The 24,834-nt window shown below is 59.4% G+C and carries 23 protein-coding genes; 11 read left to right on the forward strand and 12 right to left on the reverse strand.

Features of this window, described 5'->3' with window-relative positions; genetic code table 11:
- The first annotated feature begins 24 nt into the window (after positions 1 to 24).
- From tssI to AB4P91_RS06330, 8 genes are all read left to right on the forward strand, one after another.
- A complete protein-coding gene (tssI, locus tag AB4P91_RS06295; RefSeq protein ID WP_395604500.1) occupies positions 25 to 2,250 on the forward strand; it encodes a type VI secretion system tip protein TssI/VgrG in 2,226 nt (741 codons plus the stop codon).
- Positions 2,247 to 3,254 (forward strand): DUF2515 family protein, encoded by a 1,008-nt coding sequence (locus AB4P91_RS06300; protein ID WP_150593434.1) that lies wholly within the window; start codon positions 2,247 to 2,249, stop codon positions 3,252 to 3,254. Before tssI ends, AB4P91_RS06300 begins: the two co-directional genes overlap by 4 nt.
- Complete coding sequence (locus tag AB4P91_RS06305) at positions 3,251 to 4,129, forward strand: hypothetical protein (protein ID WP_150593435.1); 879 nt, start codon at positions 3,251 to 3,253, stop codon at positions 4,127 to 4,129. Before AB4P91_RS06300 ends, AB4P91_RS06305 begins: the two co-directional genes overlap by 4 nt.
- Positions 4,130 to 4,216: 87 nt before the next feature.
- Positions 4,217 to 5,611: a TIGR01777 family oxidoreductase gene (locus AB4P91_RS06310; RefSeq protein WP_395604501.1), complete on the forward strand. Its 1,395-nt coding sequence runs from the start codon at positions 4,217 to 4,219 to the stop codon at positions 5,609 to 5,611.
- A 9-nt stretch (positions 5,612 to 5,620) separates the two neighbouring features.
- On the forward strand, positions 5,621 to 8,071 hold the full coding sequence (locus tag AB4P91_RS06315) for an alpha/beta hydrolase (protein WP_395604502.1): 2,451 nt from the start codon (positions 5,621 to 5,623) through the stop codon (positions 8,069 to 8,071).
- 44 nt (positions 8,072 to 8,115) lie between these two features.
- Positions 8,116 to 8,616 carry a hypothetical protein gene (locus tag AB4P91_RS06320; protein WP_395604503.1) on the forward strand — a complete coding sequence of 167 codons (501 nt, stop codon included), beginning with the start codon at positions 8,116 to 8,118 and terminating at the stop codon, positions 8,614 to 8,616.
- Positions 8,617 to 8,626: 10 nt separating this feature from the next.
- A complete protein-coding gene (locus AB4P91_RS06325) occupies positions 8,627 to 8,998 on the forward strand; it encodes a hypothetical protein (RefSeq protein WP_395604504.1) in 372 nt (123 codons plus the stop codon).
- A gap of 240 nt (positions 8,999 to 9,238) precedes the next feature.
- Positions 9,239 to 9,622: a helicase gene (locus tag AB4P91_RS06330; protein WP_150595957.1), complete on the forward strand. Its 384-nt coding sequence runs from the start codon at positions 9,239 to 9,241 to the stop codon at positions 9,620 to 9,622.
- A 95-nt stretch (positions 9,623 to 9,717) separates the two neighbouring features.
- Here the strand turns inward: AB4P91_RS06330 and AB4P91_RS06335 are convergent, their stop codons facing one another.
- The 6 genes from AB4P91_RS06335 to exbB form a co-directional block, all read right to left on the reverse strand.
- On the reverse strand, positions 9,718 to 11,118 hold the full coding sequence (locus AB4P91_RS06335) for an aminoacyl-tRNA deacylase and HDOD domain-containing protein (protein ID WP_115146639.1): 1,401 nt from the start codon (positions 11,116 to 11,118) through the stop codon (positions 9,718 to 9,720).
- A 79-nt stretch (positions 11,119 to 11,197) separates the two neighbouring features.
- The gene (gene recG / locus AB4P91_RS06340; RefSeq protein WP_395604505.1) at positions 11,198 to 13,273 is read right to left on the reverse strand and encodes an ATP-dependent DNA helicase RecG; all 2,076 of its coding nucleotides are present in this window, start codon (positions 13,271 to 13,273) and stop codon (positions 11,198 to 11,200) included.
- Between the two features lie 9 nt (positions 13,274 to 13,282).
- Positions 13,283 to 14,212 (reverse strand): hydrogen peroxide-inducible genes activator, encoded by a 930-nt coding sequence (locus AB4P91_RS06345; RefSeq protein ID WP_042561765.1) that lies wholly within the window; start codon positions 14,210 to 14,212, stop codon positions 13,283 to 13,285.
- A 267-nt stretch (positions 14,213 to 14,479) separates the two neighbouring features.
- Complete coding sequence (locus tag AB4P91_RS06350; RefSeq protein ID WP_150595960.1) at positions 14,480 to 15,226, reverse strand: energy transducer TonB; 747 nt, start codon at positions 15,224 to 15,226, stop codon at positions 14,480 to 14,482.
- On the reverse strand, positions 15,223 to 15,651 hold the full coding sequence (exbD, locus tag AB4P91_RS06355; RefSeq protein WP_103302606.1) for a TonB system transport protein ExbD: 429 nt from the start codon (positions 15,649 to 15,651) through the stop codon (positions 15,223 to 15,225). The genes AB4P91_RS06350 and exbD overlap by 4 nt, the downstream gene beginning before the upstream one ends.
- 6 nt (positions 15,652 to 15,657) lie before the next feature.
- Positions 15,658 to 16,611, reverse strand: coding sequence for a tonB-system energizer ExbB (gene exbB / locus AB4P91_RS06360; protein ID WP_150593441.1), 954 nt, complete (start codon positions 16,609 to 16,611; stop codon positions 15,658 to 15,660).
- 188 nt (positions 16,612 to 16,799) lie between these two features.
- Here exbB and AB4P91_RS06365 point away from each other — a divergent pair, with 188 nt between their 5' ends.
- Positions 16,800 to 17,657, forward strand: a complete 858-nt coding sequence (locus AB4P91_RS06365; protein WP_150593442.1) for an SDR family oxidoreductase — start codon at positions 16,800 to 16,802, stop codon at positions 17,655 to 17,657.
- Positions 17,658 to 17,798: 141 nt separating this feature from the next.
- Here AB4P91_RS06365 and AB4P91_RS06370 read toward each other — a convergent pair whose 3' ends face one another.
- The 6 genes from AB4P91_RS06370 to AB4P91_RS06395 all read right to left on the reverse strand — a co-directional run bounded on the left by AB4P91_RS06370 (position 17,799) and on the right by AB4P91_RS06395 (position 23,103).
- Complete coding sequence (locus AB4P91_RS06370) at positions 17,799 to 18,539, reverse strand: hypothetical protein (protein ID WP_395604506.1); 741 nt, start codon at positions 18,537 to 18,539, stop codon at positions 17,799 to 17,801.
- Positions 18,540 to 18,607: 68 nt separating this feature from the next.
- Positions 18,608 to 18,988: a RidA family protein gene (locus AB4P91_RS06375; RefSeq protein ID WP_003229509.1), complete on the reverse strand. Its 381-nt coding sequence runs from the start codon at positions 18,986 to 18,988 to the stop codon at positions 18,608 to 18,610.
- Positions 18,989 to 19,012: 24 nt separating this feature from the next.
- On the reverse strand, positions 19,013 to 21,118 hold the full coding sequence (gene spoT, locus AB4P91_RS06380) for a bifunctional GTP diphosphokinase/guanosine-3',5'-bis pyrophosphate 3'-pyrophosphohydrolase (RefSeq protein ID WP_007920338.1): 2,106 nt from the start codon (positions 21,116 to 21,118) through the stop codon (positions 19,013 to 19,015).
- A 57-nt stretch (positions 21,119 to 21,175) separates the two neighbouring features.
- Positions 21,176 to 21,439, reverse strand: coding sequence for a DNA-directed RNA polymerase subunit omega (rpoZ, locus tag AB4P91_RS06385; RefSeq protein WP_016985812.1), 264 nt, complete (start codon positions 21,437 to 21,439; stop codon positions 21,176 to 21,178).
- 167 nt (positions 21,440 to 21,606) lie between these two features.
- On the reverse strand, positions 21,607 to 22,227 hold the full coding sequence (gene gmk / locus AB4P91_RS06390) for a guanylate kinase (protein WP_042561759.1): 621 nt from the start codon (positions 22,225 to 22,227) through the stop codon (positions 21,607 to 21,609).
- Between the two features lie 12 nt (positions 22,228 to 22,239).
- Positions 22,240 to 23,103 (reverse strand): YicC/YloC family endoribonuclease, encoded by an 864-nt coding sequence (locus tag AB4P91_RS06395; protein ID WP_150593444.1) that lies wholly within the window; start codon positions 23,101 to 23,103, stop codon positions 22,240 to 22,242.
- Positions 23,104 to 23,373: 270 nt separating this feature from the next.
- On the opposite strand from AB4P91_RS06395, the gene rph reads away from it, so the two are divergent.
- Both rph and AB4P91_RS06405 read left to right on the forward strand, forming a co-directional pair.
- Positions 23,374 to 24,096 carry a ribonuclease PH gene (rph, locus tag AB4P91_RS06400; protein ID WP_042561757.1) on the forward strand — a complete coding sequence of 241 codons (723 nt, stop codon included), beginning with the start codon at positions 23,374 to 23,376 and terminating at the stop codon, positions 24,094 to 24,096.
- A 29-nt stretch (positions 24,097 to 24,125) separates the two neighbouring features.
- Positions 24,126 to 24,491, forward strand: a complete 366-nt coding sequence (locus tag AB4P91_RS06405; RefSeq protein ID WP_150593445.1) for a DUF4870 domain-containing protein — start codon at positions 24,126 to 24,128, stop codon at positions 24,489 to 24,491.
- The last annotated feature ends 343 nt before the right edge of the window (positions 24,492 to 24,834 follow it).

Consider the following 24,834-nt stretch of genomic DNA (forward strand, 5'->3'; position numbering starts at 1 on the left):
TGACATTCGAACAGGGAGCACTTTATGTTCAACTCAGCTAACGAGACCCATTTCAGCCTGACGGTTGAAGACTATGTCGGCGACCTGCAAGTGCTGTCGTTCACCGGCACCGAAGGCATCAGCCAGCCGTATCGCTTCGACCTCGAACTGGTCAGCGAAAACCCCGATCTGGACCTGGAAAAGCTCCTGCACAAGCAGGCATTCCTGGCGTTCGACCCGCAAGGCTCAGGCATCCACGGCCAGATCTACCGCGTCGCCCAAGGCGATGCCGGCAAACGCCTGACCCGCTACAAAGTCTCGCTGGTGCCGCAACTGCAATACCTGCATCACCGCACCAACCAGCGCATCTACCAGCAGATGTCGGCGCCGAACATCATCGCGCTGATCCTCGAAGAGCACGGCATCAAGGGCAACGCCTACAGCTTCCAGCTGAGCCAGCCGTGCCCGGATCGCGACTACTGCGTGCAGTACGACGAAACCGACCTGCACTTCGTCCAGCGCCTGTGCGAAGAGGAAGGCATTCACTACCATTTCCAGCACAGCGACAAAGGTCACCTGCTGGTGTTCGGCGACGACCAGACCGTGTTCCAGAAACTCGGCCAGCCGACTGCGTACGTGCAAGGCAGCGGCATGGTCGCCGACGAACCGGTGATCAAAGGCTTCAAGCTGCGTCTGGAAACCCGCACCAGCCGCGTCACCCGCCGCGATTACGATTTCGAAAAGCCGCGCCTGCAAATGGAAGCGGCGTACAAACCGGAGGGTGAAAGCACTGAGCCGGACCTGGAAGACTACGACTACCCCGGCCGCTTCATCGAGCGTGCGCGCGGCAAGTTCCTCAGCCAACGCGCCCTCGAACGGCACCGCGCCGACTACCGCCAGGCCGAAGGTCGCGGCGACCAGACCAAACTGGTCAGCGGCCACTTCATGGAACTGTCCGACCACCCGCGCAGCGAGTGGAACGACCTGTGGCTGCTCACCGAAATCGTCCACGAAGGCAAACAGCCGCAAGTGCTCGAAGAAGGCGTGACCAGCGACACCACCGACAACAAGGACGACTTCCACCAGGGCTACCGCAACACCTTCCTTGCCACCCCGTGGGACGTGTTCTACCGCCCGGCGCTGGAGCACCCGAAACCCCGCGTCCTCGGCAGCCAGACCGCCCACGTCACCGGCCCCAAAGGCGAAGAAATCCACTGCGACCAGTACGGCCGCATCAAAGTGCAATTCCACTGGGACCGCGAAGGCCAGGCCGACGACAAAACCAGCTGCTGGATGCGCGTTTCCAGCTCCTGGGCCGGCGACCGCTACGGCGCCATCTCCATCCCGCGCATCGGCATGGAAGTCCTCGTCACCTTCCTAGAAGGCGACCCCGATCAACCACTGGTGACCGGCTGCCTGTATCACAAGGAAAACCCGGTGCCGTATGCACTGCCGGCGAACAAGACGCGCAGCGTGTTCAAAACGCTTAGCTCGCCGGGTGGTGGTGGGTATAACGAACTGCGCATCGAAGATAAGAAAGGCGCGGAGCAGATCTACATTCATGCGCAGCGTGATTGGGATGAAAACATCGAGCACGACCAGAAGATTCGGGTCGGTAATGAGCGTCACGATACCGTCGAGAAGAACACCTATACCGAGCTGAAGGCCGAAGAGCACCGCACCACCATCAGCGACCGCAAGATCGAAGCGAAGCTGGATGATCACCTGACGGTGGGGCAGAACCAGCATGTGAAGCTGGGCACGGCGCAGCTCACCAGTGTGGGGAAAGAGATTCACCTCAAGGCTGGGGACAAGATTGTTATTGAGGCGGGGACGGAGCTGACCATTCTTGGGGGTGGGAGCTTTATCAAGCTCGATGCTGGCGGCGTGACCGTGGTTGGGCCGGTGATCAAAATCAATGCCGGTGGGTCGGCTGGGTCGGGCACTGGCATCGGGATTCTGGTTCCTGGCTTGCCGCGCGTTGCGGACCAGGCTCGGGCGGGGAATACGCTCAAATCCGCCGCTGCCAATAGTCCGAAGTACGACGAGCAAATCCGTTTTGTGACCGGATTGGGGCAACCGATTAAATCGGTGAAGGCCGCCATTGTTCTCCCTTCGTCGGTAGCACCGAAAATTTCCACAAGCAACACAGATGGTGTGCACCCTCGTGTTGTGAGCGATAGCGAGGAAACCGCTGAAGTTCATCTCATGTGGGACGAACTCATCGTGCCGGAAGGCTCCGACGATTACGAAACGAGTAGAAAAAAATGAGTGCACCCGTTGCTACATTCAAAACCAATAACCAAAGCTGCTCCGTCCAAGAAATCACGCTCAAATGCGACAAGCTGTGGACGATGGGCCAACAAGAGGCGATCAGTCGGCTGAGCGTGACGGAAACGAGTTGGTTTTCTTCGTCGAGCAAAATGGTGCTGGTGAGTGACTTCAGCGCACGAGCTGCACGCATTGCTGCAGCGTATGCCGAGTTCTATCTAGAGCGTGGTGAGGATGGCAAACCTGACTTAAAGGGTCGCTTTTACTGGATGGGGTTAGCGGCTTTTGCGAGTAAGCAGGTCATGTGCGGGCTCGATTACATTCCTTCGGAACCGTACCTGACAGGGATAGTGCCGTTGCCGTTTCAGATTCCCTATAGAATTGGCAAAAACGGTCTCGGTATGGGTAATTTTTGGCTGTTTCAGGATATTTTTGTCTGGCATTGGTTCTATAAAAAGTATCCGGAGCAATTTAATGACTGTGCTCCGAAGCGAAATGCGAAGAGCTGCGATGCGCAAGTCCAGATGAACATCGATGATTTGCCTTGGGCAGATAAAGCACTCCCCGTTCTGAAAAATCTGGGACTGACTCCTGATATTACCGCCGGGTTCAACCTCATAAAGAAATCCGAGACGACATCTGATCCGGTTGCGAAACGAAATCTTCAGCAGCAATCGCTTTTGGCAATTGCTGACCATGAGCAAAGAAGAATTCTTCAACCGCTTATCTATAACGGCTTTCTTTTTCAGAAGGTTCTGCAGGCACAAGCTACTGCCGAAGGTGCCCCGTTTGTACCTTTGCGGGTGGCCTCTTTCAGTTCAGCCTGCGATGTAAACAATAAGGAGCTGAGAGTTCAGATGACCAAAGGCGACTTGTTTGGCGAGTCTGATCGAATGGTGTTTATTCAAGAAATTGCAGAGCAGTACCATAAAATGATGGGGCAAAAGAAAGATTATATGGAGCAGCAAATAGGGATGATTTCTACCTGGAAAAACCGGAAATGAAATTTTACGGATTATTGTTTTTTTTATTGCTTGCTGCGTGCGGCGATTCAAACAGTGTAGGAGCTGGTTCCATGGCGAATAAAAATCCGCTGATCAATGTTGAAATTGGCGAAGAAATCAGTGATCTACTCTCCAACTCTTCAGTGCCTTTCTCAAAAGAGTGCGTCTCTGATGTGAATATGTGCTGGTATAAAGTTAAGAAGTCTTTCGGTGATGATGACCTGCCGTCGGTTGAGGTGAACAAGGCTCTGCGACTGAATCAAGTCGCCAGTGTCAGCACTGCAGTGGATGGTGACGTAGGTTCGACTATTGAGAATCTCGATTTGTCAGTTCGCAGCCTTCCGGATGGCAGCAAACATGATGAGTATCGGGCTTTTCTTTACAGTTTGATAAAAGATATAAAAAGCGCAGGCTGGGTGCACTATTACGCACCTTCTGATCCCAGGGTTTCGGGTAGTCAGACTGACAAGATTGATTCCGCTGATGAAGTCATGGGTGATTACGTATTAAGTCATCCGTGGCTGGATCCGAACCATGAATTGGATCTTGAACGGTGGTTAAAGGTTGGGAAGTTTTACAATTGGCATTTTTACAAGGATGGCAATCATCTAACGTTGAAGGCATGGCGGCGAGATTCTGATGATGCTCCCGATGAGCGCGGAACCTATTTGGTGAATTTGAGCTTCACCACCGAGCGTGAATACTGGAGTGCTGCTTTCCCCGAGACTGAAGATAAAAAACGCTGGAAAGAGCTACTGCCAGCCAAGTTGAAAGAATACGCAGCTATTCGGCAGTCCCGAGAAGACAAGGCGGAAAAGGCTGGGATTGAAATTGACTCGAGCTATCTAGATCCCTCCATCAAAGCATTGAAATAGGCAAGTTAAAGGGGGCGGATTGTGTACCAAGTTTCACCCGTCCCCCTTTAAACTCCCCACCCCAAAAGAATGCGCTCAGGACACGGAATGCCAGCCCCCTCGACCTCGCTTCGCCCAGCGTTAGTACTCTGGCTGTACGCCGCCGCGATCGTGCACATTCTCGCCGGTCTCACCCTGACCTGGGCCGGGCATTCCGGTTTACTCGACGGCTATCTGCAAGTTCTCGAACTGGCATTCTGGGGCGCCGACGCAGTACCCGCCGCCGGTCACGAACAACAGGTCTGGTGGCTCGCACTCTTCGGCGCGACGCTGCAAAGTTATTCGCTGTACATGCTCGCGCTGGTGCACATCGGCAATCGCTCGAAAGCGCCGATGGTGTGGGGCTGGTTGATCGCCGGCATCCTGTTATGGGCGCCGCAGGATATGTGGCTGTCAGCGCAACAACAGGTCTGGTCGCACCTGTGGCTCGACGGTTTTGCGCTGTTGCTGCTGTTGCCGCCGCTGGTCTGTCTGTATCGCCATGACCGTCGAAAATCCCCTCGAGTAAAGACTCAGAGCACGTCCAACCCCTTTTCCAGCAGCGCTTACAAACGAGTGCTGATCACCGGCGGCACCGGGTTTATCGGCGAGGCCGTGATCAACCAATTACTCGACGCCGGCCACACCGTGAGTGTGCTGGCACGTGATCCATTGAAAGCAGCCAATCTGTTCGACGGGCGCGTTCGCAGCGTGCAGTCACTGAGCGAACTCAGCCACGATGAAGCCTTCGACGTGGTGATCAACCTCGCGGGTGCGCCTGTCGCCGGGCCGCGCTGGAGCCCCAAGCGCCAGGCGCAACTGATCGCCAGTCGGGTCAACACCACCGAAGCGCTGATGACCTGGTTGAAAAACGCCAGGCACAAACCAGCCCTATGGATTCAAGCCTCAGCCATCGGCTTCTACGGCGTGCGCGATGCCAGCGAAAGCCTCGACGAACACGCCAGCAAGGGCGGCGGCTTCATGGCCGAACTCTGCGCGCGTTGGGAAGCCGCCGCGCAACCGGCCACCGAGTTTGGCGTGCGTCAGGTGGTGCTGCGCCTCGGCGTGGTGTTCGGCCCCGGCGGTGCGTTGACGCCGTTGCTGCTGCCGTTCCGCCTGGGTTTCGGCGGGCGCATGGGTGATGGACGGCAGATCATGAGCTGGGTACACCGCGACGATGTGCTTCAGGTGATCGCTCGATCCTTTCACGATGAAAACCTGCGCGGCACCTACAACATGGTCGCCCCGGAAACGATCAGTCAGGCAGCGTTCGCCGAGAACGTCGGCAAGGTCCTTAAACGCCCGGTGTGGTTCCACATTCCCGCCGCGCCAGTGCGTGCATTGGCGGGGGAGATGGCGCAGTTGTTCTTCGACGGTCAGCGCGTGGTGCCCCAGCGTTTGACCGAGGCCGGTTACACATTCCGTTATCCCACCCTCGACGCCGCTCTGCGCGATCTGACCTGAGGATCGCTCATGAGCAAGCCCTTGATGTACCTGCTGGCCGGCAACGGCAGCGCCGCCGATTGGTGGGACGATGCGCTGCCGCACTTCCACCGCTACGACGTGGTGCCGCTGGAATTGCCGGGCTTCGGCGCCAATCCGCAGCCACCCTGTGAGGATCTCGCGGACTACGCGCAGACGTTGCTGGCGATGACGGAGCAGGGCAGCGCGATCATGGCGGTCGGGGTCAATGCCTTGTTGGTGCTGCACGCGTTGCAACGTCGGCCGGGGCACTTTTCTCGCAGTGTTTTGCTGGCGCCGGTCGGGGCGTTTTTGTGGCAGCGTCGCTTGCCGGCATTGATGTCGCCGCTGCCAATCCGCAAGACCATTCACTGGCTGCTGTCGAACAAACCCACGCTGTTCGCCCGCAAGTTCTCCAACCAGACCTGGACGCCTACGCAGTACCAACGCATGGGCGCCGGTTATGCGCGCTGCCGGGCATTCGTGCCGCATTGGGATCTGGTGCGGGCCGACACCGCGCTGCCGCTGCTGGAGTGGATCACCGATCCGGTCGAGCTGGTTTGGGGCGATCAGGACAACGTGCTGGGCATCGAGCAAGCGGCGGCGTGGTCGGCGATTCTGGCCCGCGCTGATCTGACCATCAGCCTCAAACCGGGATGGGGTCACTACCCGTGGATCGACTCGCCCGCGCAGTTCGCGCAGTGGCTGGAGTCGGGCGAGCGCGGGTTTGTTGCGCACACCAAGGGCGGGCGTTTGCGCTTGGCTGAACTGGCCCGGCAACCGGTGCCGGCGGCGCTGACGCTTAACGATTGCGATGATCCGCGTCTGCCCGCGTTTCTCGCCGCCCAACCCGATGTGACCTGGGCGGTGCGCTCCTCCAGTTATGGCGAGGATCAGGCCGATTCGGCGAATGCCGGTTTGAGCACAACCTATCTGCGCGAGCCGCCCGCCAATGTGCCGAAACGCATCGCCGAATTGACTGCTGAAGGCGTCGAGGAAGTGGTGGTGCAGCGCTTCATCACCCCGGTAGTGTCCGGGATTGCCTTCGTGCGCCATCTTTCGGTAGAACTCGAATGGGTTGAAGGCCATCTCGAATCGCTGGCCGACGGTCACGTCAGCCCTTCGCGGGCAACGCTTTCAAGGGTTGGCGATGCCTGGCGCAGCGGCGCGTTCACGCCATCCCACGGCTTGACCGAAGAGCGGCTATGGCAATTTCTGCAAGACGTGTTGCGGGTGTTCCACTACGTGCCCGGCGACGTCGAATGGGCCTGGGACGGCTCACAACTGTGGCTGCTGCAATACCGGCCGATCAGCGATTACGGCTGGCGCCGGCACCTCACCGCAGCCAACATCGCCGAGATCCTGCCGCCACAACCGAGCGTTTTTGTCGAGTACGCTCAGCGCCGCGCGGCAGCGAGTATTCCGGCGATCATGGCGCGGTGGGATGCGCGAGTGTTGCAGGACAACGAGCCGTTCACTGCCGTGTTCGGCGGCGCGTCCTACATCAACAATGATCTGTTTCTTGCACGGCTGGCCGACTGGGGCATCAGCGCGAGTAACTACGCTGGTGAAGTCGGTGGCGCGACCCCGCATCTGCCGTGGCAACCGCTGAAGATGCTGCGCTCTTTGCCGCTGTTCCTGCGCATGCAACACATCGCTCGCGGTCATCTACTGACGCTTGAACGAGGTTTGCAGCGCTTCGACAAGGAACTGGCCGAACTCGTCACTCAAGGTGCCGATGGCCAACAACTGGCGGACTGGTTCACCCGGTTTTACGTGTTTGTGGTGCAAGGCAATCTGTGCATCGCCACGGCGCTGGCCAGCAGTGGCGGCGACTGGCTGGGCCGCCCGCCGACCGCTTACGACAATCTTAAAAACAGCCCGCATCGTTTGCCTTGGGAGACCGATCCGGCCACCCCTCGGCCCGCGTCGAGCGATCTGCTGCTCCAGCCATTCCCACAATGGTCACGGCTAATCCGCCTCGCCAACGCGACCGGCCTACCGGGCCTGCGCGGTTACTACCTGCAAGTGCGCGAGTGGTACCGCGACAACCTGATGCGCATCTTCTTTCGTCTACACCACGCCATGCCGCTGGCGGATCGCGAGCACTGGTTCACGGCGCATCCTGACGTTCGAAGCCGCGACGGCAGTTTCTGGCAGGACGGCCGAGAAGGTGCGGAGCAGGCCACCGGGTTCATGATTTATCCGGGGCTGGTGCAGGGTGTTCTCGGGGAGGACATTTTGCTGGAGGACACGCTCGATCCCGGGCGACATGCGCACTATCAAGCTGCGCGGGCGGTGATTGCGCGAATGGGTGGGCGCTTGTCCCATGGCTCGACGTTGCTGCGCGAGTTGCGCAAACCGTCGGCGGTGATGCCGCAGGTTGATCCGGCGTGGGTGGGGTGTGAGGTGGTGTATCGGGATGGTGAGTTGGAATTGATCAATTCGAAGGATATGAAGTGAAACCATCACCTTTGCCAGTAAGCCTTCAGTTACGGAGTTACAGCGTGAAAGGATTTTCGGTTTTACTCAGCGGCATCTTGTTGGTCGCCGCTTCACTGGCATTCGCCGCCGACCCCGACTTCAAGGATTATCCCGTCGCGCCAATTTTCAGCGGCCCCCACCATGCGCTGGTGCCGCAGGAAAACAGCAATCCGGTGATGGACAGTGCGCGAGCGAAGGCCTTGAAAGGCAAGGTCAACTTCGCCGGCCATTACATTCTCAATCCGCTGGGTTGTGGCGGCGGTGCCATCTGCGCCGAAGTCCTCGATGCACAAACCGGAGAAGTCGCTGGCGGCCTGCCGAATGCCTACGACGGCAGCACGTTCGCCATGCTCTACCAACCTGACAGCCGCTTGATCCTTATTTCCGGCATCACCCTCGACGGTGAAGAAGATGCCCAGGGGAATTCGCTAGAAAGCGTCAACCGGGATCGCTACTACGAGTTTGTGAACAACGAATTCCGGCTGCTGAGCATGACCGACGCGGAATCGCCGCCGCTTGATTAAGGATGATGGGATGAACCGTTTTTTCATTCGGCGCGTGCTGAGTGTGCTTCTGCTTTTGCCTTACGCCATGCCGGCGATTGCCAGTGAGGGTAGTTGCTATGGCTACCTCACCGAAATGGTCAGGAGCAGCGACTTCCCGTTTCAGTACGTCGGCAAGGACAAGGTCAATCTGCTTATCGACGACGATGACGGTGAAACCGTTCGAGCGCAGTTGTTCTTTGACACCGACGGCACCGGCACCATTGGCTGGATCAAATACACCCCGGCAACGCGCGTGTTGCTCAGTACCTCGGCGGAACTGGACGAGCCGGTGGAATTGTCTTTCGACGCCAGGTTCGCCGATGGCTACGCAAATTGTCTGACGGATAAACAGGCCGGATAACGGCGAAAAGGAATTCCCGATGAATCAGTTCTATCTCGCGGGCAGCCTGTCGTTGCTGCTCTCTGCGCCGGCGTTCGCTGCGCCGGCAGATGCTTATAGGTACGTGTAGGAGAGGTGTGACTTGGTAGTCATCGTGCAGGAAAATAACAGCATCCTCTTCCAACGTTTGCCAATAGTGGCGTTATCGTCCGAATCCCTTACACTGCCCCGGCCGTTCATTTTTCTTTTGAGGCTGTGCGCATGAAATTTCGTTTTCTTCTGTGGATGATGGGTTTGTTGATGGGTAAGGCCAGCCGGACAAATCCTGCGTTTCAGCAGCAGTTGGGTGACAAGGATCTGGTGTTTCAGATGCAGACGCTGGACGGGAAGGTGGCGCGGCATTTCGTGGTGAAGGATCAACGAATTACCAGCAAGTCTGGCGTGGTGGCAGAGCCGGCGTTTGCGATTGCCTTTAAAGATGCGGGTTATGGCTTTGCCACGATGCAGGCGAAGAACAAGCAATTGGCGTTTATGCAGGGGATTCAGGACAAGTCGATCCAGATCAAGGGCAATCCGGCGCTGGTGATGTGGTTTCAGGGGTTGATGAAGTATTTGAAGCCGCGCAAGGCCAAGCCTAAGGCTTGATGCGGGCAGTTGGACCGAGGTGAATTCATCGCGGGCAAGCCCGCTCCCACAGGAATCGCATAGATCTTGTGGGAGCGGGCTTGCCCGCGATGCGTTTAGGCCTGGCTGAACTGCGAAGCGAGTTCGCGCAACAGGACTTCAGCCTCAAGCACTTTGCTGACAACGTCGTTGGCTTTTTCGCGGGTCAGGCCGACGCGTTCTAGCAGGGCGTCGGGGATGTCTTCATCCGGCCCGGAGCCGATGCCACGGCTACGCAGCAGGCGTACGGCCAGGCAGACGAGGTTCGGGTATTCGGCGTAGGCGCCGTCGTAGCTTGGGTCGTGCTGGAAGCGCAGGGCGGTGGCCAGTTCGTCCGGCATGTCCCAGTAGCGCATCAGCCACGAGCCGATCTGTTCGCGGCTGATCCCCAGCAGGTGTTGCTCGATGTAGCTGTGGCACAGGTGCGGGTTGACCTCCAGGTGACGGCAGATCAGCGAGAAGTGCGGCGGGAACACATGGGCGAGCAGCAGGTAGCCGAAGTTGTGCAGCAGACCGGCAAGGTAAGTCAGGCCGGCTTCCGGGCGCTGGGCGCGCGGCATGGCGCGGGTCAGGCCTTCGATGACGGCAGCGGTGTAGATCGATTGCTGCCAGTACGGCGTGGTTTGTTGTGGGTGGTCTTTCGGCAGACTCAATGTCTTGCCGAGGGCCAGGCCCAGCGCGAGGTTGATCACCAGATCGAACCCGAGCACGCGGACGATCGCGTCTTCCACCGAACGAATCTTGCCCGGCGAGGCGTAGTACGGCGACGCCGCCCAGCTCACCACTTGTGCGGCCAGCGCAGGGTCGGTTTCGACCACGCCGGTGATGTCGTCGATGGTGGCATTCGGGTCGACGCGCAGCTTGATGATCTTCTGTGCGGTTTCGGCCAGCGGCGGAATCTCGATGGTTGCTTCCAGTCGCTGCTGGATGCGTCGCGCGGTGAACGCCTGCACAGCCTGAGTGATTTCCTTGCGGTCGTCATCCGGGCGGTCGAGGTTCGGACGAATGCTGGTCAGGTTCTCGCCGAAGTTGGCGGCGCTGGCCTTGGTGAGCATGGTCTTGAAGTGTTCGCTGGTGATTTCCAGCAGCACGCCCGGTTCGCCGGAGTTGATCAGCAACTTCGGCTCGCGCAGCAGGCTTTCTTCGTAAAGGCATGGCGAACTGGTCAGCGCCGGCAGCCCTGGCAATAGGCTCAGGCTGTGTTTGCCGAGCATTTTTTGCAGGCGCTCAGTCGACACGGCGGTCAGGCGACGGCCCGTCAGTTCGGCGAGGCGATTGAGATCGAGCAGTTGGCTCTGTGGAAATAGCACCATCAGCGCGCCGACAGCGTCGTCCAGCAACACGGCTTGGACCTTGCGCGATGCATTCAGGCCGTGGTGGTCGAGCACTTCTTCGTAGGCAATCCCGAGCTTGTCCAGCAGCAGTCGAATAACAGACGGAGCGTGCGGGGATTCGGTGGCGAGAGCAGCTTCGGTCATGGTCTGGATCCGTTTTTGAAACAAGTGCTGGAGTATAACCAGCTCTGTAAGAGCAGGCTGTCAGAAACTGCGACGGTGCTCACACTTGGCCGTATTGCTGCCCGTGGCGCAGCCACCGGTCGAGCAAGGGGCTGACGTGGGTCGGCCAGCGTTCCAGCAAGGCTTGGGCGGCGTCGCGCACGGCGGGCAGCAAGTCGGCATCGCGCATCAGGTCGGCGACTTTGAATTGCAGCAGACCGGTCTGACGGGTGCCGAGCATTTCGCCGGGGCCGCGCAGTTCGAGGTCTTTTTCGGCGATGACGAAACCGTCGTTGGTCTCGCGCATGATGCCCAGACGCTGGCGGCCGATCTGCGACAGCGGCGGATGGTAGAGCAGCACGCAATGGCTGGCCGCACTGCCTCGGCCAACGCGACCGCGCAATTGGTGCAGTTGCGCCAGGCCCAGGCGCTCCGGGTTTTCGATGATCATCAGGCTGGCGTTGGGGACGTCGACGCCGACTTCGATCACCGTGGTAGCGACCAGCAATTGCAGGTTGCCGGCCTTGAATTCGGCCATCACTGCCGCTTTCTCGACAGGTTTCATGCGGCCGTGGATCAGCCCGACTTTCAGTTCGCCAAGGGCGGCAGTTAGGTCTTCGTAGGTGGTTTCGGCGGCCTGACAGGTCAGTTCTTCGGATTCTTCAATCAGCGTGCACACCCAGTAGGCCTGACGCCCTTCGGCGCAGGCGCCACGGACCCGTTCGATGACTTCGACGCGGCGAGTGTCAGTGACCAGCACGGTGTTGACCGGGGTTCGCCCGGGCGGTAATTCGTCGAGGATCGAGGTGTCGAGGTCGGCGTAGGCGCTCATCGCCAACGTGCGCGGAATCGGCGTGGCGGTCATGATCAGCTGATGCGGGCACATGCGCCCACCGACGCCTTTCTGCCGCAACGCCAGACGTTGCTGCACGCCGAAGCGGTGTTGCTCGTCGATGATCACCAGCGCGAGGTTCCTGAACTTCACCTCTTCCTGAAACAGTGCATGCGTGCCCACCACCATCGGCGTGCCGCTGGCGATTTGCTCCAGCGCGGCAACGCGATTTTTGCCTTTGAGCTTGCCGGCCAGCCACGCGACTTCAATGCCCAGCGGCTCGAGCCAGCGCTTGAAGGTGATGAAGTGTTGTTCAGCGAGGATTTCGGTCGGCGCCATCAACGCGACCTGGTACCCGGCCTCCAGCGCTTGCAGCGCGGCGAGGGCGGCAACCACGGTTTTACCCGCGCCAACGTCACCCTGAATCAGCCGCAGCATCGGTTCGTGCTGACTGAGGTCGTAGGCAATTTCGTTGCCGACGCGTTGCTGGGCGCCGGTCGGGGCGAAGCCGAGATTGGCCAGGTATTTGGGCGGCAGTTTTTCCGCTTTCGGCATGGCTGGCGCGCGCAGGGAACGCATGCTTTCGCGCAGACGTTGCTGCGACAGTTGATGCGTCAGCAGTTCTTCGAATGCAAGGCGATGCTGGGCCCAGTGATGACCGAGGGCGAGTTCGTCGACGTCGGCATCGGCGGGCGGGTTGTGCAGGTAGCGGATCGCATCGGCCAGTGGCGCGAGTTGATAGTCGCGGGCCAGTTCGGTCGGCAGCCAGTCGGGCAGGGTGTCAGGCTTGAGCATCGTCAGCGTTTGCATGCACAGTTGACGCAGGCGCGCTTGGGTCAGGCCTTCGGTCAGCGGATAGACCGGGGTCAGGGTTTCATCCACTGGTGGCGGCTCGTCGCCCGTGATGGCGCGGTATTCCGGGTGGTAGATCTCCAGTCCCGACGCGCCGGGCCGGGCTTCGCCGTAGCAGCGAATGCGCGTGCCGCGCTTGAGGCCTTCTTTCTGCGCGTTGCTGAAATGGTAGAAGCGCAAGCTCAGGCCGCCCGTGCCGTCCTGCAAGCGCACGACGAGGCTGCGACGACGGCCCATGACCACGTCGGCGCCGCTGACGGTGCCTTCGACCACGGCATCCTGTCCCGGTCGCAAGTGGCCGATCGGCACCACGCGGGTGCGATCCTGATAGCGCAGCGGCAGGTGGAACAGCACGTCCTGGAGATTCTCCAGGCCGACCTTGGCCAATTTCTCGGCCATGGCTTCGCCGACACCCTTGAGTGCCGTCACTGACACTTGCGACAGCTCTGTCATGACGCTCGCTTAACCGGCTGTAACCGGTGCTGCTGGCTTGGCCACCGAGCACAGGCGAATGGAGTCGGCGAGGATTTCGATGGCTTTGGGCCGTGGGAAACTCGCGCGCCAGGCAATCGCCACGGTGCGGAATGGCACCGGCGGCGACAAGGGCCGCACTTCGATCACGCCCGGGGCGTAGTGATGGCTGTCGACCGCCGACAACGGCAGGATCGAGATGCCCAGACCGGAGGCGACCATGTGGCGAATGGTTTCCAGCGAGCTGGATTCGACGGTGGTGTGCTTGGCGCCGTCACTGCCCTTGGTCAGGGTCGGGCAGGCTTCCAGTACTTGATCGCGGAAGCAGTGGCCTTCGCCGAGCAGCAACAGGCTCTTGTCGTTGAGCAGGCCGGCGTCGATGGTTTCTTTCTGGGTCCAAGGGTGCTGCGCTGGCATCAAGACGTAAAACGGCTCGTCATAGAGTTGCAGGGTCAGCACGTCGGCTTCGTTGAACGGCAAGGCGATGATGATCGCGTCGAGTTCGCCGTTGCGCAGTTTGTCGCGCAGCACGTGGGTGAAGTTTTCTTCGATATACAACGGCATCTGCGGGGCGACCCGGTGCAGTTGTGGAATCAGGTGTGGAAACAGGTACGGGCCAACGGTGTAGATCGCGCCGACTTTCAGCGGAGCCGTCAGCTGGTTCTTGCCGGCCTGGGCCAGCTCGCGAATGCCTTGGGCCTGTTCCAGTACTTTTTGCGCCTGGGCGACGATGCCTTCGCCGACCGGCGTCACACGCACGGCACTCTTGCTGCGCTCGAAAATCAGCACACCGAGTTCGTCTTCAAGTTTCTTCACGCCCACCGATAGGGTCGGCTGGCTGACGTGGCATTTTTCGGCGGCGTGGCCGAAATGCTGCTCTTGGGCGAGGGTGACGATGTAGCGTAATTCTGTGAGGGTCATAGCAAGCGTCCATGAAGATGCGGGCCAAGCATACCGGCTGCAATCGATAGACGCACGTTATCAGACTGAGGGAGGCGTGCGACAGCGGCCAATGTCGAGGCAGATACGCCAAAGGCACCTTTTGGTGCCTTTGGGTGGATTATTCCGGTTGGAGAAGAATTCAGTGGGAGCTGCCTTGCCAGCGATTGCAGCGCGTCAGTCGAGGGTTTATCAACTGACCCACCGCTATCGCTGGCAAGCCAGCTCCCACAGGTATCGCGGTGTGTCTTAGCGACGGCGTTCCAGCGAGTAAACAAACGGCGCAACAATTTCAATCGAGCCATTGGTCAACATGTCGGCCGGTGGCTTGGGCAGCGGTTGTGCGCGGCGGATCATTTCCAGGGTGGCCCGGTCCAGATCGGCGTTGCCGGAGCGGCCCACCAGTTCGAACGACAGCACGTTGCCTTCGCCATCGACCACGAAACGCAGACGATTCAAGCCTTCCTTGCCGCGAGCCTGTGCGCTTTGCGGGTACTTTTTGTACTTGGCCAAATGCGCAAGCAGAGTGCCTTGCCAGCTGGCCTTGGCAGCCATCTGGGCTGGCGACGGGCCTGGCGCTGGTGCAGCAGATTTCTCCGTCGGCGCTGGTGTCGGTGGCGTGTCGGCCGGTTTTTCCTCGGAAGGTTTTTCCTTCGGTGGATCGGGCAGCTTTTTCTCGACAGGCTTCGGCGGTTTAGGCTTTGGCTTCGGTTTTGGTTTCTGCACCGCGATTTCGGCTTTCGGTGCTTCGGCCAGTTTCGGAATCGGCAGTTCTTCAACCGGAGCCGGTGGCTGCGGCGGGGTGACGACTTTTGGCGGAGCTGGCGGTGGCGGGGCTGGAACCGGCGCCAGCTCGACCATCATTGCCTGGGGAGGCAGTTCGATGGGCGGGCGGGTGGTCCAGTTCAGCGCCAGCGCGATGGCCAGCGCGTGAACGCCCAGCACCACGGCCAGGCTACCGCTGTAACGCGTCAGCTTATGGCGCGTCGTGATCATTTTTTGACTGCGCTCTCAAGTCCCACCAAACCAACCTTCAGGTAACCGGCAGAGCGCAGGTTATCCATCACGCTCATCAGGTCGCCGTAATCCACGCCTTTGTCGGCCTGGAAGAAGATGGTGGTGTCTTTCTTGCCTTTGGTGCGGGCGTCGAGAGTGGCGCCCAGTGTTTCAGGCTTCACTTCGTCTTCGCCGAGGAACAGGCGCTGATCAGCCTTGACGCTGAGGAACACCGGCTTCTCTGGCCGCGGCGCCGGTTTGGCAGTCGAGGCGGGCAGGTCGACTTTGATATCCACTGTGGCCAACGGCGCGGCCACCATGAAGATGATCAACAGCACCAGCATCACGTCGATGAACGGCGTGACGTTGATTTCGTGGTTCTCGGCCAGATCGTCGTCTGCGCCTTCTTTCAAATGCAGGCCCATGGCCGATTACCCCACTTTCACCATGTGCGGTTGCGAGCTGCGCTCAGGCTGGTGATCGAGGTCACGGCTGACCAGCAGCAGGACTTCTGCCGAGGCATCGGAGACCTGCGCCTTGTAACCGGCGATGGAGCGCGCGAACACGTTGTAGATCACTACCGCAGGAATCGCAGCCACCAGACCCAGTGCGGTAGCCAGCAGCGCTTCAGCGATACCAGGTGCCACGACGGCAAGGTTGGTGGTTTGGGTTTTGGCGATGCCGATGAAGGAGTTCATGATGCCCCACACGGTGCCGAACAGACCGACAAACGGTGCGGTGGAGCCAATGGTGGCCAGCACGCCGGTGCCGCTGCTCATGTTGCGACCGCAGGCTGCGACCAGACGCTCAAGACGGAAGCTGACGCGTTCCTTGATGCCTTCTTTCTCTCGGCTGTTGGTCGACAGGCGCATCTCTTCAAGGGCGTCGTGGACCAGCAGGTTGGCAAGGGTGCCTTCTTTTGCGGCAGTGGTGCTGGCTTCTTTAAGCGTGGTGGCTTTTTTCAGGGCGGCGATTTCGCCACGCAGACGACGCTTGGCGCCCATCAGCTCAAAGCCTTTGGCGATCCAGATGGTCCAGGTGATGATCGACGCGATGGCCAGGCCGATCATCACGATTTTCACGATGATGTCAGCGTTCTGGTACATGCCCCAGGGCGACAGGTCGTGGGCCATGCCCAGGGTGTTGTCGGCTTCAAGGGCTTCTGGCGCTTCGGCAGGGGTGGCGTCGAGGGTTTGGACCGGAGCCGTTGCATCCGGTGCAGCCGCCGCTGGAGCGCTCTGTTCGGAGGCGGCCGGAGCAGCAGGTGCCTGAGCGTCGGCGAAAGCGGCGGTTGGCGTCAGCATCAGGCTGAGCAACAGAGCCGCCACCGCGCTCCAGGCGCGAGGTCGTTTGGTTGGCGAAGCGGGGATTTGATTACGATTCATGCTGGCCGGACCTGAGATAGAAAAACGGTAATGCTCTTCCAGGCCTCGTGAGGCCGAGAACAAAAGTGGCAGGCATTATTGCAAGTAATTCTTGTTAACAAAAGTAATAGAGTAACTTTTTTTCCTTCATTACTAGCCGCTCGTCCTCTGCCGAGGCTAGTCTGTGCCTTTCCGATGGGAGTTTTTTGATGTCCGCGCCTTCTGTTTTGATCGCCGGTTGTGGTGATGTCGGCAGCCGTCTGGCCACGCAGTTGTTGGCTGCCGGTTGGGAAGTTCATGGCTTGCGCCGAAATGTTTCGCGTCTGCCTGAAGGGGTCATCGGCGTTGCCGGCGACCTGTTCAATGAAGACTGCCCGGCGACCTGGCCGGTCGGCGCGGTGGATTACCTGGTGTATTGCGCCGCTGCCACCGATCACGATGAGGCCGGTTATCGCGCGGCTTACGTGCAGGGTATGCAGAATGTACTGAGTTGGCTGGACGACTACGGCCAAGTGCCGGATCGGCTGATTTTCGTGTCCAGCAGCAGTGTTTTTGGGCAGTTGGACGGCGAGTGGGTTGATGAAACGAGCGAGACCGTCGCGTCCGGTTACTCAGGTCGGTTGATGCTTGAAGCCGAGCAGGTAGCGCTCAACAGTGGTATCCCGGCGAGCATCTTGCGCCTGACCGGTATTTACGGCCCGGGCCGGGAATGGCTGTTGACTCAGGTACGGCGTGGCTATCGCGTGGCCGTTGATCCGCCGCTGTATGGCAATCGTATTCATGTTGATGACGCGGCGGGGTTGTTGGCGTTTCTGCTTGAGGCTGACCGTCGGGGCGTGGCGCTTGAACCGGTCTACATCGGTGTCGATGATGCGCCGGCGCCGCTGGCCGAGGTGGTGGGCTGGCTGCGCGAGTTTATGGGGGTCACTGAATGGTCGGAAGATGAAAGCGTTCGGCGTACCGGTAGCAAGCGTTGCAGCAACGCGCGGGCGAAAGCGCTGGGTTGGGCGCCAAAGTATCCGAGTTATCGAGAAGGGTATGCGGCGATTCTCGAAGGTAAATGCTGAATCTCAGGCTCCCCAACACAACTGTGGGAGCGAGCCTGCTCGCGAAGGGGTCGTCACATTCAACATCTCTGCTGACTGTGACGCCGCTTTCGCGAGCAGGCTCGCTCCCACATTTGGATCTTCGATGATTTCAGCAGCGGGTTACTGCTTCTCGAGCAACCACTTGCGCTCACCTGCAGTGAACTGTGGTTGTTCATCCGCCAGAGCGGTGTTTACCGCTTGCAGGATTTCCAGTTCCTTGCCCTTGCGCACAAAGATCCAGTTGTTGCCTTGGCCGTTCTGCTGCAACCACATGCTGTCGTTGCCACTGCTCATCGAGGCGCAATCGCCCGCCAGGCACAACGCGTAACGATCGGCGCCCGGCAGACCGGAGACCTGGCCGTCGGCCTGAAACTGCACGGTGCTGCCTTCGCCCTGACCATTGGCGATTTTCCAAGTGCCGCCCATGTAGGTTGAATACAGTGCGCGTTCGAAGCTCGCACCGAGCGGCGCGCCCTCGGGCACCGGGATCTGCGCGCGGTCGAAGAGCTGTTCCGGTTCGTTGTCGCTGGCGGCCTGTTGCAGTTGCTTGCCGTCGCGCTTCAGCTCGCTGGCGGAGCTGCCATAGAAGTCGACTTTCCAGGCACCAGACTGTTCGCCCAGCAGCCGACCTTCGACTTTCTCAAAACCGTTGGTGTAGCGGGCTTGGCCGGCCTTGGTGTTGACGTCCCACTCCAGGTTCGGGCCGTAAGCCTGAAGCGCTTCGCGCAGGGAGCCGCCCCGGGTGGCAGCATCAATCGCCACCTGATTGATCCAGGTGCCGCTGATGTCACGGTCGGCAGGGTCGCTGGCGCAGCCGCCGAGGAAAATGGCGAATAGCGAGAGAGCAAGCGCTTTGCGCATGGTGGAATCCTTTCAAAACCTTTCTTGCAGAGCAGTCGGCGAGGCGTATGAAGGCCGCGCCGTGCGCATCACTCGATGACCAGAATGGCATCCATTTCAACCTGCGAACCCTTTGGCAGGGCAGCAACGCCAATGGCGGCGCGGGCCGGGTACGGCTGGTCGAAGTATTTGCCCATGATCTCGTTGACCTTGGCGAAGTGACTCAGGTCGGTGAGGAAGATGTTCAGTTTGACGATGTCCTTGAACGAACCGCCGGCGGCTTCGGCCACGGCTTTGAGGTTCTCGAACACCTGGACGGTCTGGGCTTCGAAGCCTTCAACCAGTTCCATGGTTTTTGGGTCCAGCGGGATCTGGCCCGACATGTAGACGGTGTTGCCAGCCTTGATCGCCTGGGAGTAAGTGCCGATGGCGGCCGGGGCCTTGTCGCTGGTGATAACTGTCTTGGTCATGCATGACTCCTTGTAAGGGTGGACTTATGCACGCATGCGGGTGATGCGGATCACCCCGGTCAGTGCGCGCAGTTTCTTGATTACGCGGGCCAGGTGCACACGGTCGTGAACGCTGACCACCAGTTGGACGACGCTGATACGACCATCGCGTTCGTCCATGCTGATTTTCTCGATATTGCCATCGGCTGCGTTGACGCTGCTGGCCAGCAGGGCGATCAGGCCGCGCTGGTGTTCCAGCTCGACACGCAGTTCGACGTTGAATTCGCCGGTGACATCCTTGGCCCACGAGAGCTGGATGCATTTTTCCGGGTTGTGCCTGATTTCGCTGATATTGCGGCAGTTGTCCAGGTGCACGACCATGCCCTTGCCCGCCGACAGGTGCCCGACAATAGGGTCGCCCGGGATCGGCGTGCAGCACTTGGCATAGCTCAGCACCAGACCTTCGGTGCCGCGAATCGCCAGCGGGCCTTCCGGGCTAGGCAGTTGCTCGCCTTCGCCAAGCAGGCGACGGGCGACCACGTAGGCCATGCGATTGCCCAGGCCGATGTCTTCGAGCAAGTCTTCGATCAGTTCGAGGCGGTACTCGGTGAGCATCGCCTTGACGCGCTCGGCCGGAATCTTCTCAAGCGAACTGTCGAAACCGTTGAGTACCTTGTTCAGCAGGCGTTCGCCGAGGCTGATGGATTCGGAGCGGCGTTGCAGTTTCAGCGCGTGGCGAATGTGCGTACGCGCCTTGCCGGTGACCACGAAGTTGAGCCAGGCCGGATTCGGTCGTGCGCCGGGAGCGCTGACGATCTCGACCGTGGAGCCACTTTGCAACGGCTCGGACAGCGGTGCGAGGCGGCGGTTGATCCGGCAGGCGATGCAGCTGTTACCGACATCGGTGTGCACCGCGTAGGCGAAGTCGACCGCCGTGGAGCCTTTCGGCAGCTCCATGATCCGGCCTTTTGGCGTGAACACGTAGACCTCGTCCGGGAACAGGTCGATTTTCACGCTCTCGATGAATTCCAGCGAGTTGCCGGCCCGTTGCTGCATTTCCAGCACGCCTTTGACCCACTGGCGAGCGCGGGCGTGAGTGCCCTTCGGCTGCTCGTCACCGCTGGATTTGTACAGCCAATGGGCGGCGATGCCGTTGTTGGCCATCTCTTCCATTTCGCGGGTGCGGATCTGGATCTCGATCGGTACGCCGTGCATGCCGAACAGCGTGGTGTGCAGCGACTGATAGCCGTTGGCCTTGGGGATCGCGATGTAATCCTTGAAGCGCCCCGGCAACGGTTTGTACAAATTATGCACAGCACCCAGTACGCGGTAGCAGGTGTCGACCTTGTCGACGATGATCCGGAACGCGTAGACGTCCATGATCTCGTTGAAGGCCCGACGCTTGCCGCGCATTTTCTTGTAGATGCCGTAGAGGTGTTTCTGGCGACCGCTGACTTCGCCCTGGATGCCGTCGATAGCGAGGCAATGGCCGAGGGATTCTTCGATCTTGTTGACGATTTCCTTGCGGTTGCCCCGAGCGCGCTTGACCGCCTGGTAGATCCGCGCGGAACGCATCGGATGCATGGCCTTGAAGCCGAGGTCTTCGAATTCGATGCGAATGGCATGCATGCCCAGCCGGTTGGCGATGGGCGCGTAGATTTCGAGGGTTTCCTTGGCGATCCGGCGGCGTTTTTCTCCGGACAGCACTTCCAGCGTGCGCATGTTGTGCAGGCGGTCGGCGAGCTTGACCAGGATCACGCGGATGTCGCGTGCCATGGCCATGGCCATTTTCTGGAAGTTTTCAGCCTGGGCTTCGGCCTTGGTCTCGAAGTTCATCTGGGTCAGCTTACTGACCCCGTCGACCAGTTCGGCCACGGTTTCACCGAACTGCGCTTGCAGCGCCTCTTTGGCGATACCGGTGTCTTCGATCACGTCATGCAGCATCGCAGCCATCAGGCTCTGATGGTCCATGTGCATGTCGGCAAGAATATTTGCCACGGCAAGAGGATGCGTGACGTACGCCTCGCCACTGCGTCGGCGTTGACCGTCGTGGGCTTGTTCGGCGTAGAAATACGCTCGGCGGACCAGGTTAACCTGGTCATTGCCGAGGTAGGTCGATAAGCGATCGGCGAGGGCGTCTATGCTCGGCATGATGACTCCTGCCGTACGTTGTGACCCTGCGCCGTGCTACGTCGACCAGGCATAGGCTTAGACGGCCTCGTTGGACTCGTCCTCGAACGCTGCGAACAGCGGTTCATCCTGGACGATTTCCTGTTCGGCGATGAACTCGTAGCTCATCAGGCCTTCAGCGATTTCACGCAGCGCTACAACGGTAGGCTTGTCGTTTTCCCACTGAACCAGTGGCTCTTTGCCGCCGGTGGCCAGTTGACGGGCACGTTTGGTAGAGAGCATGACCAGCTCAAAACGGTTTTCCACGTGGTTCAGGCAGTCTTCAACGGTTACGCGGGCCATGGTATTCCTCGGAGCGAATGCAATATGCGCGCTGCCCGGTTGGGCGAGCGGACTGAGCAGTTTAAAAAAACACCAGCGATTAGGGAAGCGCTGATTTTTTGATCAACCTCTTCAACGCGCTGCAAGTGCCAATGTAAAGCCCTTGCAGCGCTTTTGGGAAGTGCTGATTAACCGAGCAATTCGGCCAGTAATTTGCCGAAACGCACCTGTTGGCGTTTCTGTTGCAACTGATTGGCACGGAAAATCGCCTTCAGATCGTCCAGCGCATGAGCGAAGTCGTCGTTGATGATCAGGTAATCGTATTCGACGTAGTGGCTCATCTCGTTGACCGCTTCGCGCATCCGCCCGTCGATGATCTCGTCGCTGTCCTGGCCGCGATTGGTCAGACGCTGATGCAGCGCTTGCAGCGATGGCGGCAAAATGAAGATCGAGCGTGCCTGCGGCATCAGCTTGCGCACTTGCTCGGCGCCCTGCCAGTCGATTTCCAGAATCAGGTCGTGGCCTTCATCGAGGGTCTGTTGCAGATGGCTTTGCGAGGTGCCGTAGAAGTTGCCGAAGACTTCGGCGCGTTCAAGGAAATCACCGTGCTCGCCCATCTTTACGAAGGCTTCGCGGGTTACGAAGTGATAGTTCACGCCGTTCACTTCTCCCGGGCGCATAGCGCGGGTGGTGTGGGAGATCGACACGCGGATCTCCGGGTTGGCATCGGTCAAAGCCTTGACCAGGCTGCTCTTGCCCGCGCCCGATGGCGCGGAAATGATGTACAGGGTGCCGGTACTGTGGGTCATGTCGGGGTAGCCTTACTCAATATTCTGTACTTGTTCGCGCATCTGCTCGATCAACACTTTGAGGTTGACGGCCGCCTGGGTGCTGCGCGGGTCGAAGGCTTTGGAGCCCAGTGTATTGGCTTCGCGGTTGAGCTCCTGCATCAGGAAGTCGAGGCGCCGTCCGGCTGCACCGCCGGATTTAAGCACTCGGCGTACTTCTATGATGTGAGTGCTCAGGCGATCCAGTTCTTCGGCCACATCGCTCTTTTGCGCGAGGATGACCATTTCCTGTTCCAGACGCTGCGGATCCAGCTCGGCCTTCATGTCGGCAAAGCGGTCGAGGACTTTCTGACGTTGGGTGGCGAGCATCTGCGGAACCAGTTCACGCAGGGTCACGACGTCTTCTTCGATGGAAGTCAGGCGATCGTTGATCAGCCGTGCCAACTCCGAGCCTTCACGCTCGCGACCGGCCTTGAGTTCCTTCAGCCCCTGATTGAACAGGGCCAGGGCTTCGGCATTCAGTGCTTGCGGGTCACTGGCATCGGCGACCAGAACGCCGGGCCAGGCCAGCACTTCCAGCGGATTGAGAGCAGCAGGATTTTTGATCAGGCCGGCAATCGTTTCGGCGGCGGCGACCAATTGCGCGGCGCGCTCGCGATCAACTTGCAGCGTTTTGCCGGTGCTTTCTTCAGTGAATCGCAGGGTGCATTCCAGCTTGCCCCGCGACAGGCCCTGACGCAGTGCTTCACGAACGGCCCCTTCGAGGTCGCGAAACGACTCCGGCAGACGCAGGTGGGGTTCCAGATAGCGACTGTTGACCGAGCGCAATTCCCAGCTCAGGGTGCCCTGTGCGCCGGCTTTTTCGACGCGGGCGAAGGCGGTCATGCTGTGCACCATGGCGGTGACCTCGCAATGCAGATCGGCGCGGAAACTGAGTTCCGCAGGCGCGATATCAATGAATTTAAGCCGACTGGCAGCAAAGGCGCAGGATTGTAGCGCAGTGCGGCGAATGCGCCCAAACACACGGTGTGACAAAGGGCTGCAGCCCGTCGGTAATAGGTGTTTGAGGGCCTTCGGTCGTCGTCGCGGATTTTTAACCCGTGCCCAGTGGCGGTGCACCGCTCTATAATGCTCGGCAGTTTTCCGTCCCCAGTACAGGTATTTCCTATGAAACGTCCAAGTGGTCGCGCTGCCGATCAGCTCCGCTCGATCCGCATTACCCGCAACTACACCAAACACGCCGAGGGATCCGTACTGGTCGAATTCGGTGATACCAAAGTCATCTGCACCGTCAGCGTCGAAAACGGCGTGCCGCGTTTCCTCAAAGGCCAGGGTCAGGGCTGGTTGACTGCCGAGTACGGCATGCTGCCGCGCGCCACCGGCGAGCGTAACCAGCGTGAAGCGAGTCGCGGCAAGCAGGGCGGCCGCACCCTGGAGATCCAGCGTCTGATCGGCCGGTCCCTGCGCGCTGCGCTGGACATGTCCAAGCTGGGCGACGTCACCCTTTATGTCGACTGCGACGTGATTCAGGCTGACGGCGGCACCCGCACCGCCTCCATCACCGGCGCCATGGTGGCCCTGGTCGATGCGTTGAAGGTCATCAAGAAGCGCGGCGGCCTGAAGGGCGGCGACCCGCTCAAGCAAATGATCGGCGCTGTATCGGTGGGCATGTATCAAGGCGAGCCAGTGCTGGATCTGGACTATCTTGAAGATTCCGCCGCCGAGACCGACCTCAACGTGGTGATGACCAGCTCCGGTGGCTTCATCGAAGTGCAGGGCACCGCTGAAGGCGCGCCGTTCCAGCCTGAAGACCTGAACGCCATGCTGGAACTGGCCAAGAAAGGCATGAACGAAATCTTCGAACTGCAGAAGTCAGCATTGGCTGACTGATCAGGTTGATAACCCGCAAGGAGGACGCGATGAGTGATCAGGAGTTGCTGCCCAAACCGAGCCAGAAGGTTCGTCAATGGGCGATGTTTTGTCACTTGTCCGCCTTGCTGGGGATCTGGATTCCTTTCGGCAATCTGATCGGGCCGCTGATTTTGTGGCAGATGAAGCGTGAGTCGGATCCGTTTATCGATGCACAGGGCAAAGAGGCGCTGAATTTTCAGATCACCGTCGCGATTGCTACGGCGATCTGCATTCTGCTGATGCTGGTCATCGTAGGTTTCTTCCTTTATGGGCTGGTTACCATTGCTGCGTTGGTTTTGGCGATCATCGGTGGTGTGAAAGCTAACGAAGGTTTTCCCTATCGCTATCCGTTTACTTGGCGCCTGATCAAGTAGCGATCAACACCTACAAAAGATTTTGCATTTATGCAATTAACCCAGTTTGAAAAGTGTGTAGGAATAATCTTGCTGCGATGAGTGGTCGTTGAGATTGCTATATACATCAGTGTTTTACATCTTTAGTCACAACTGCGCCAACATAGTATTGCCCACATCCTTGGCAATCAGACGGAGTGGTTGTTAAAGTCCCCGCACGTCATATTCCTGCAGAATATTTCGATATATTCAGGCCAGCGAAGGTCCTTGAAATCCAATTCAATCAGTGTTGAGACAGTCAGCCAATTCATGAGGTGTGGACGGGTATAAAGTTCGCCTCTGAATATATAGCCAAGAATAATCC

This window comes from Pseudomonas sp. B21128, from assembly GCF_044218865.1.
In the GTDB taxonomy this organism is placed as follows: domain Bacteria; phylum Pseudomonadota; class Gammaproteobacteria; order Pseudomonadales; family Pseudomonadaceae; genus Aquipseudomonas; species Aquipseudomonas iridis.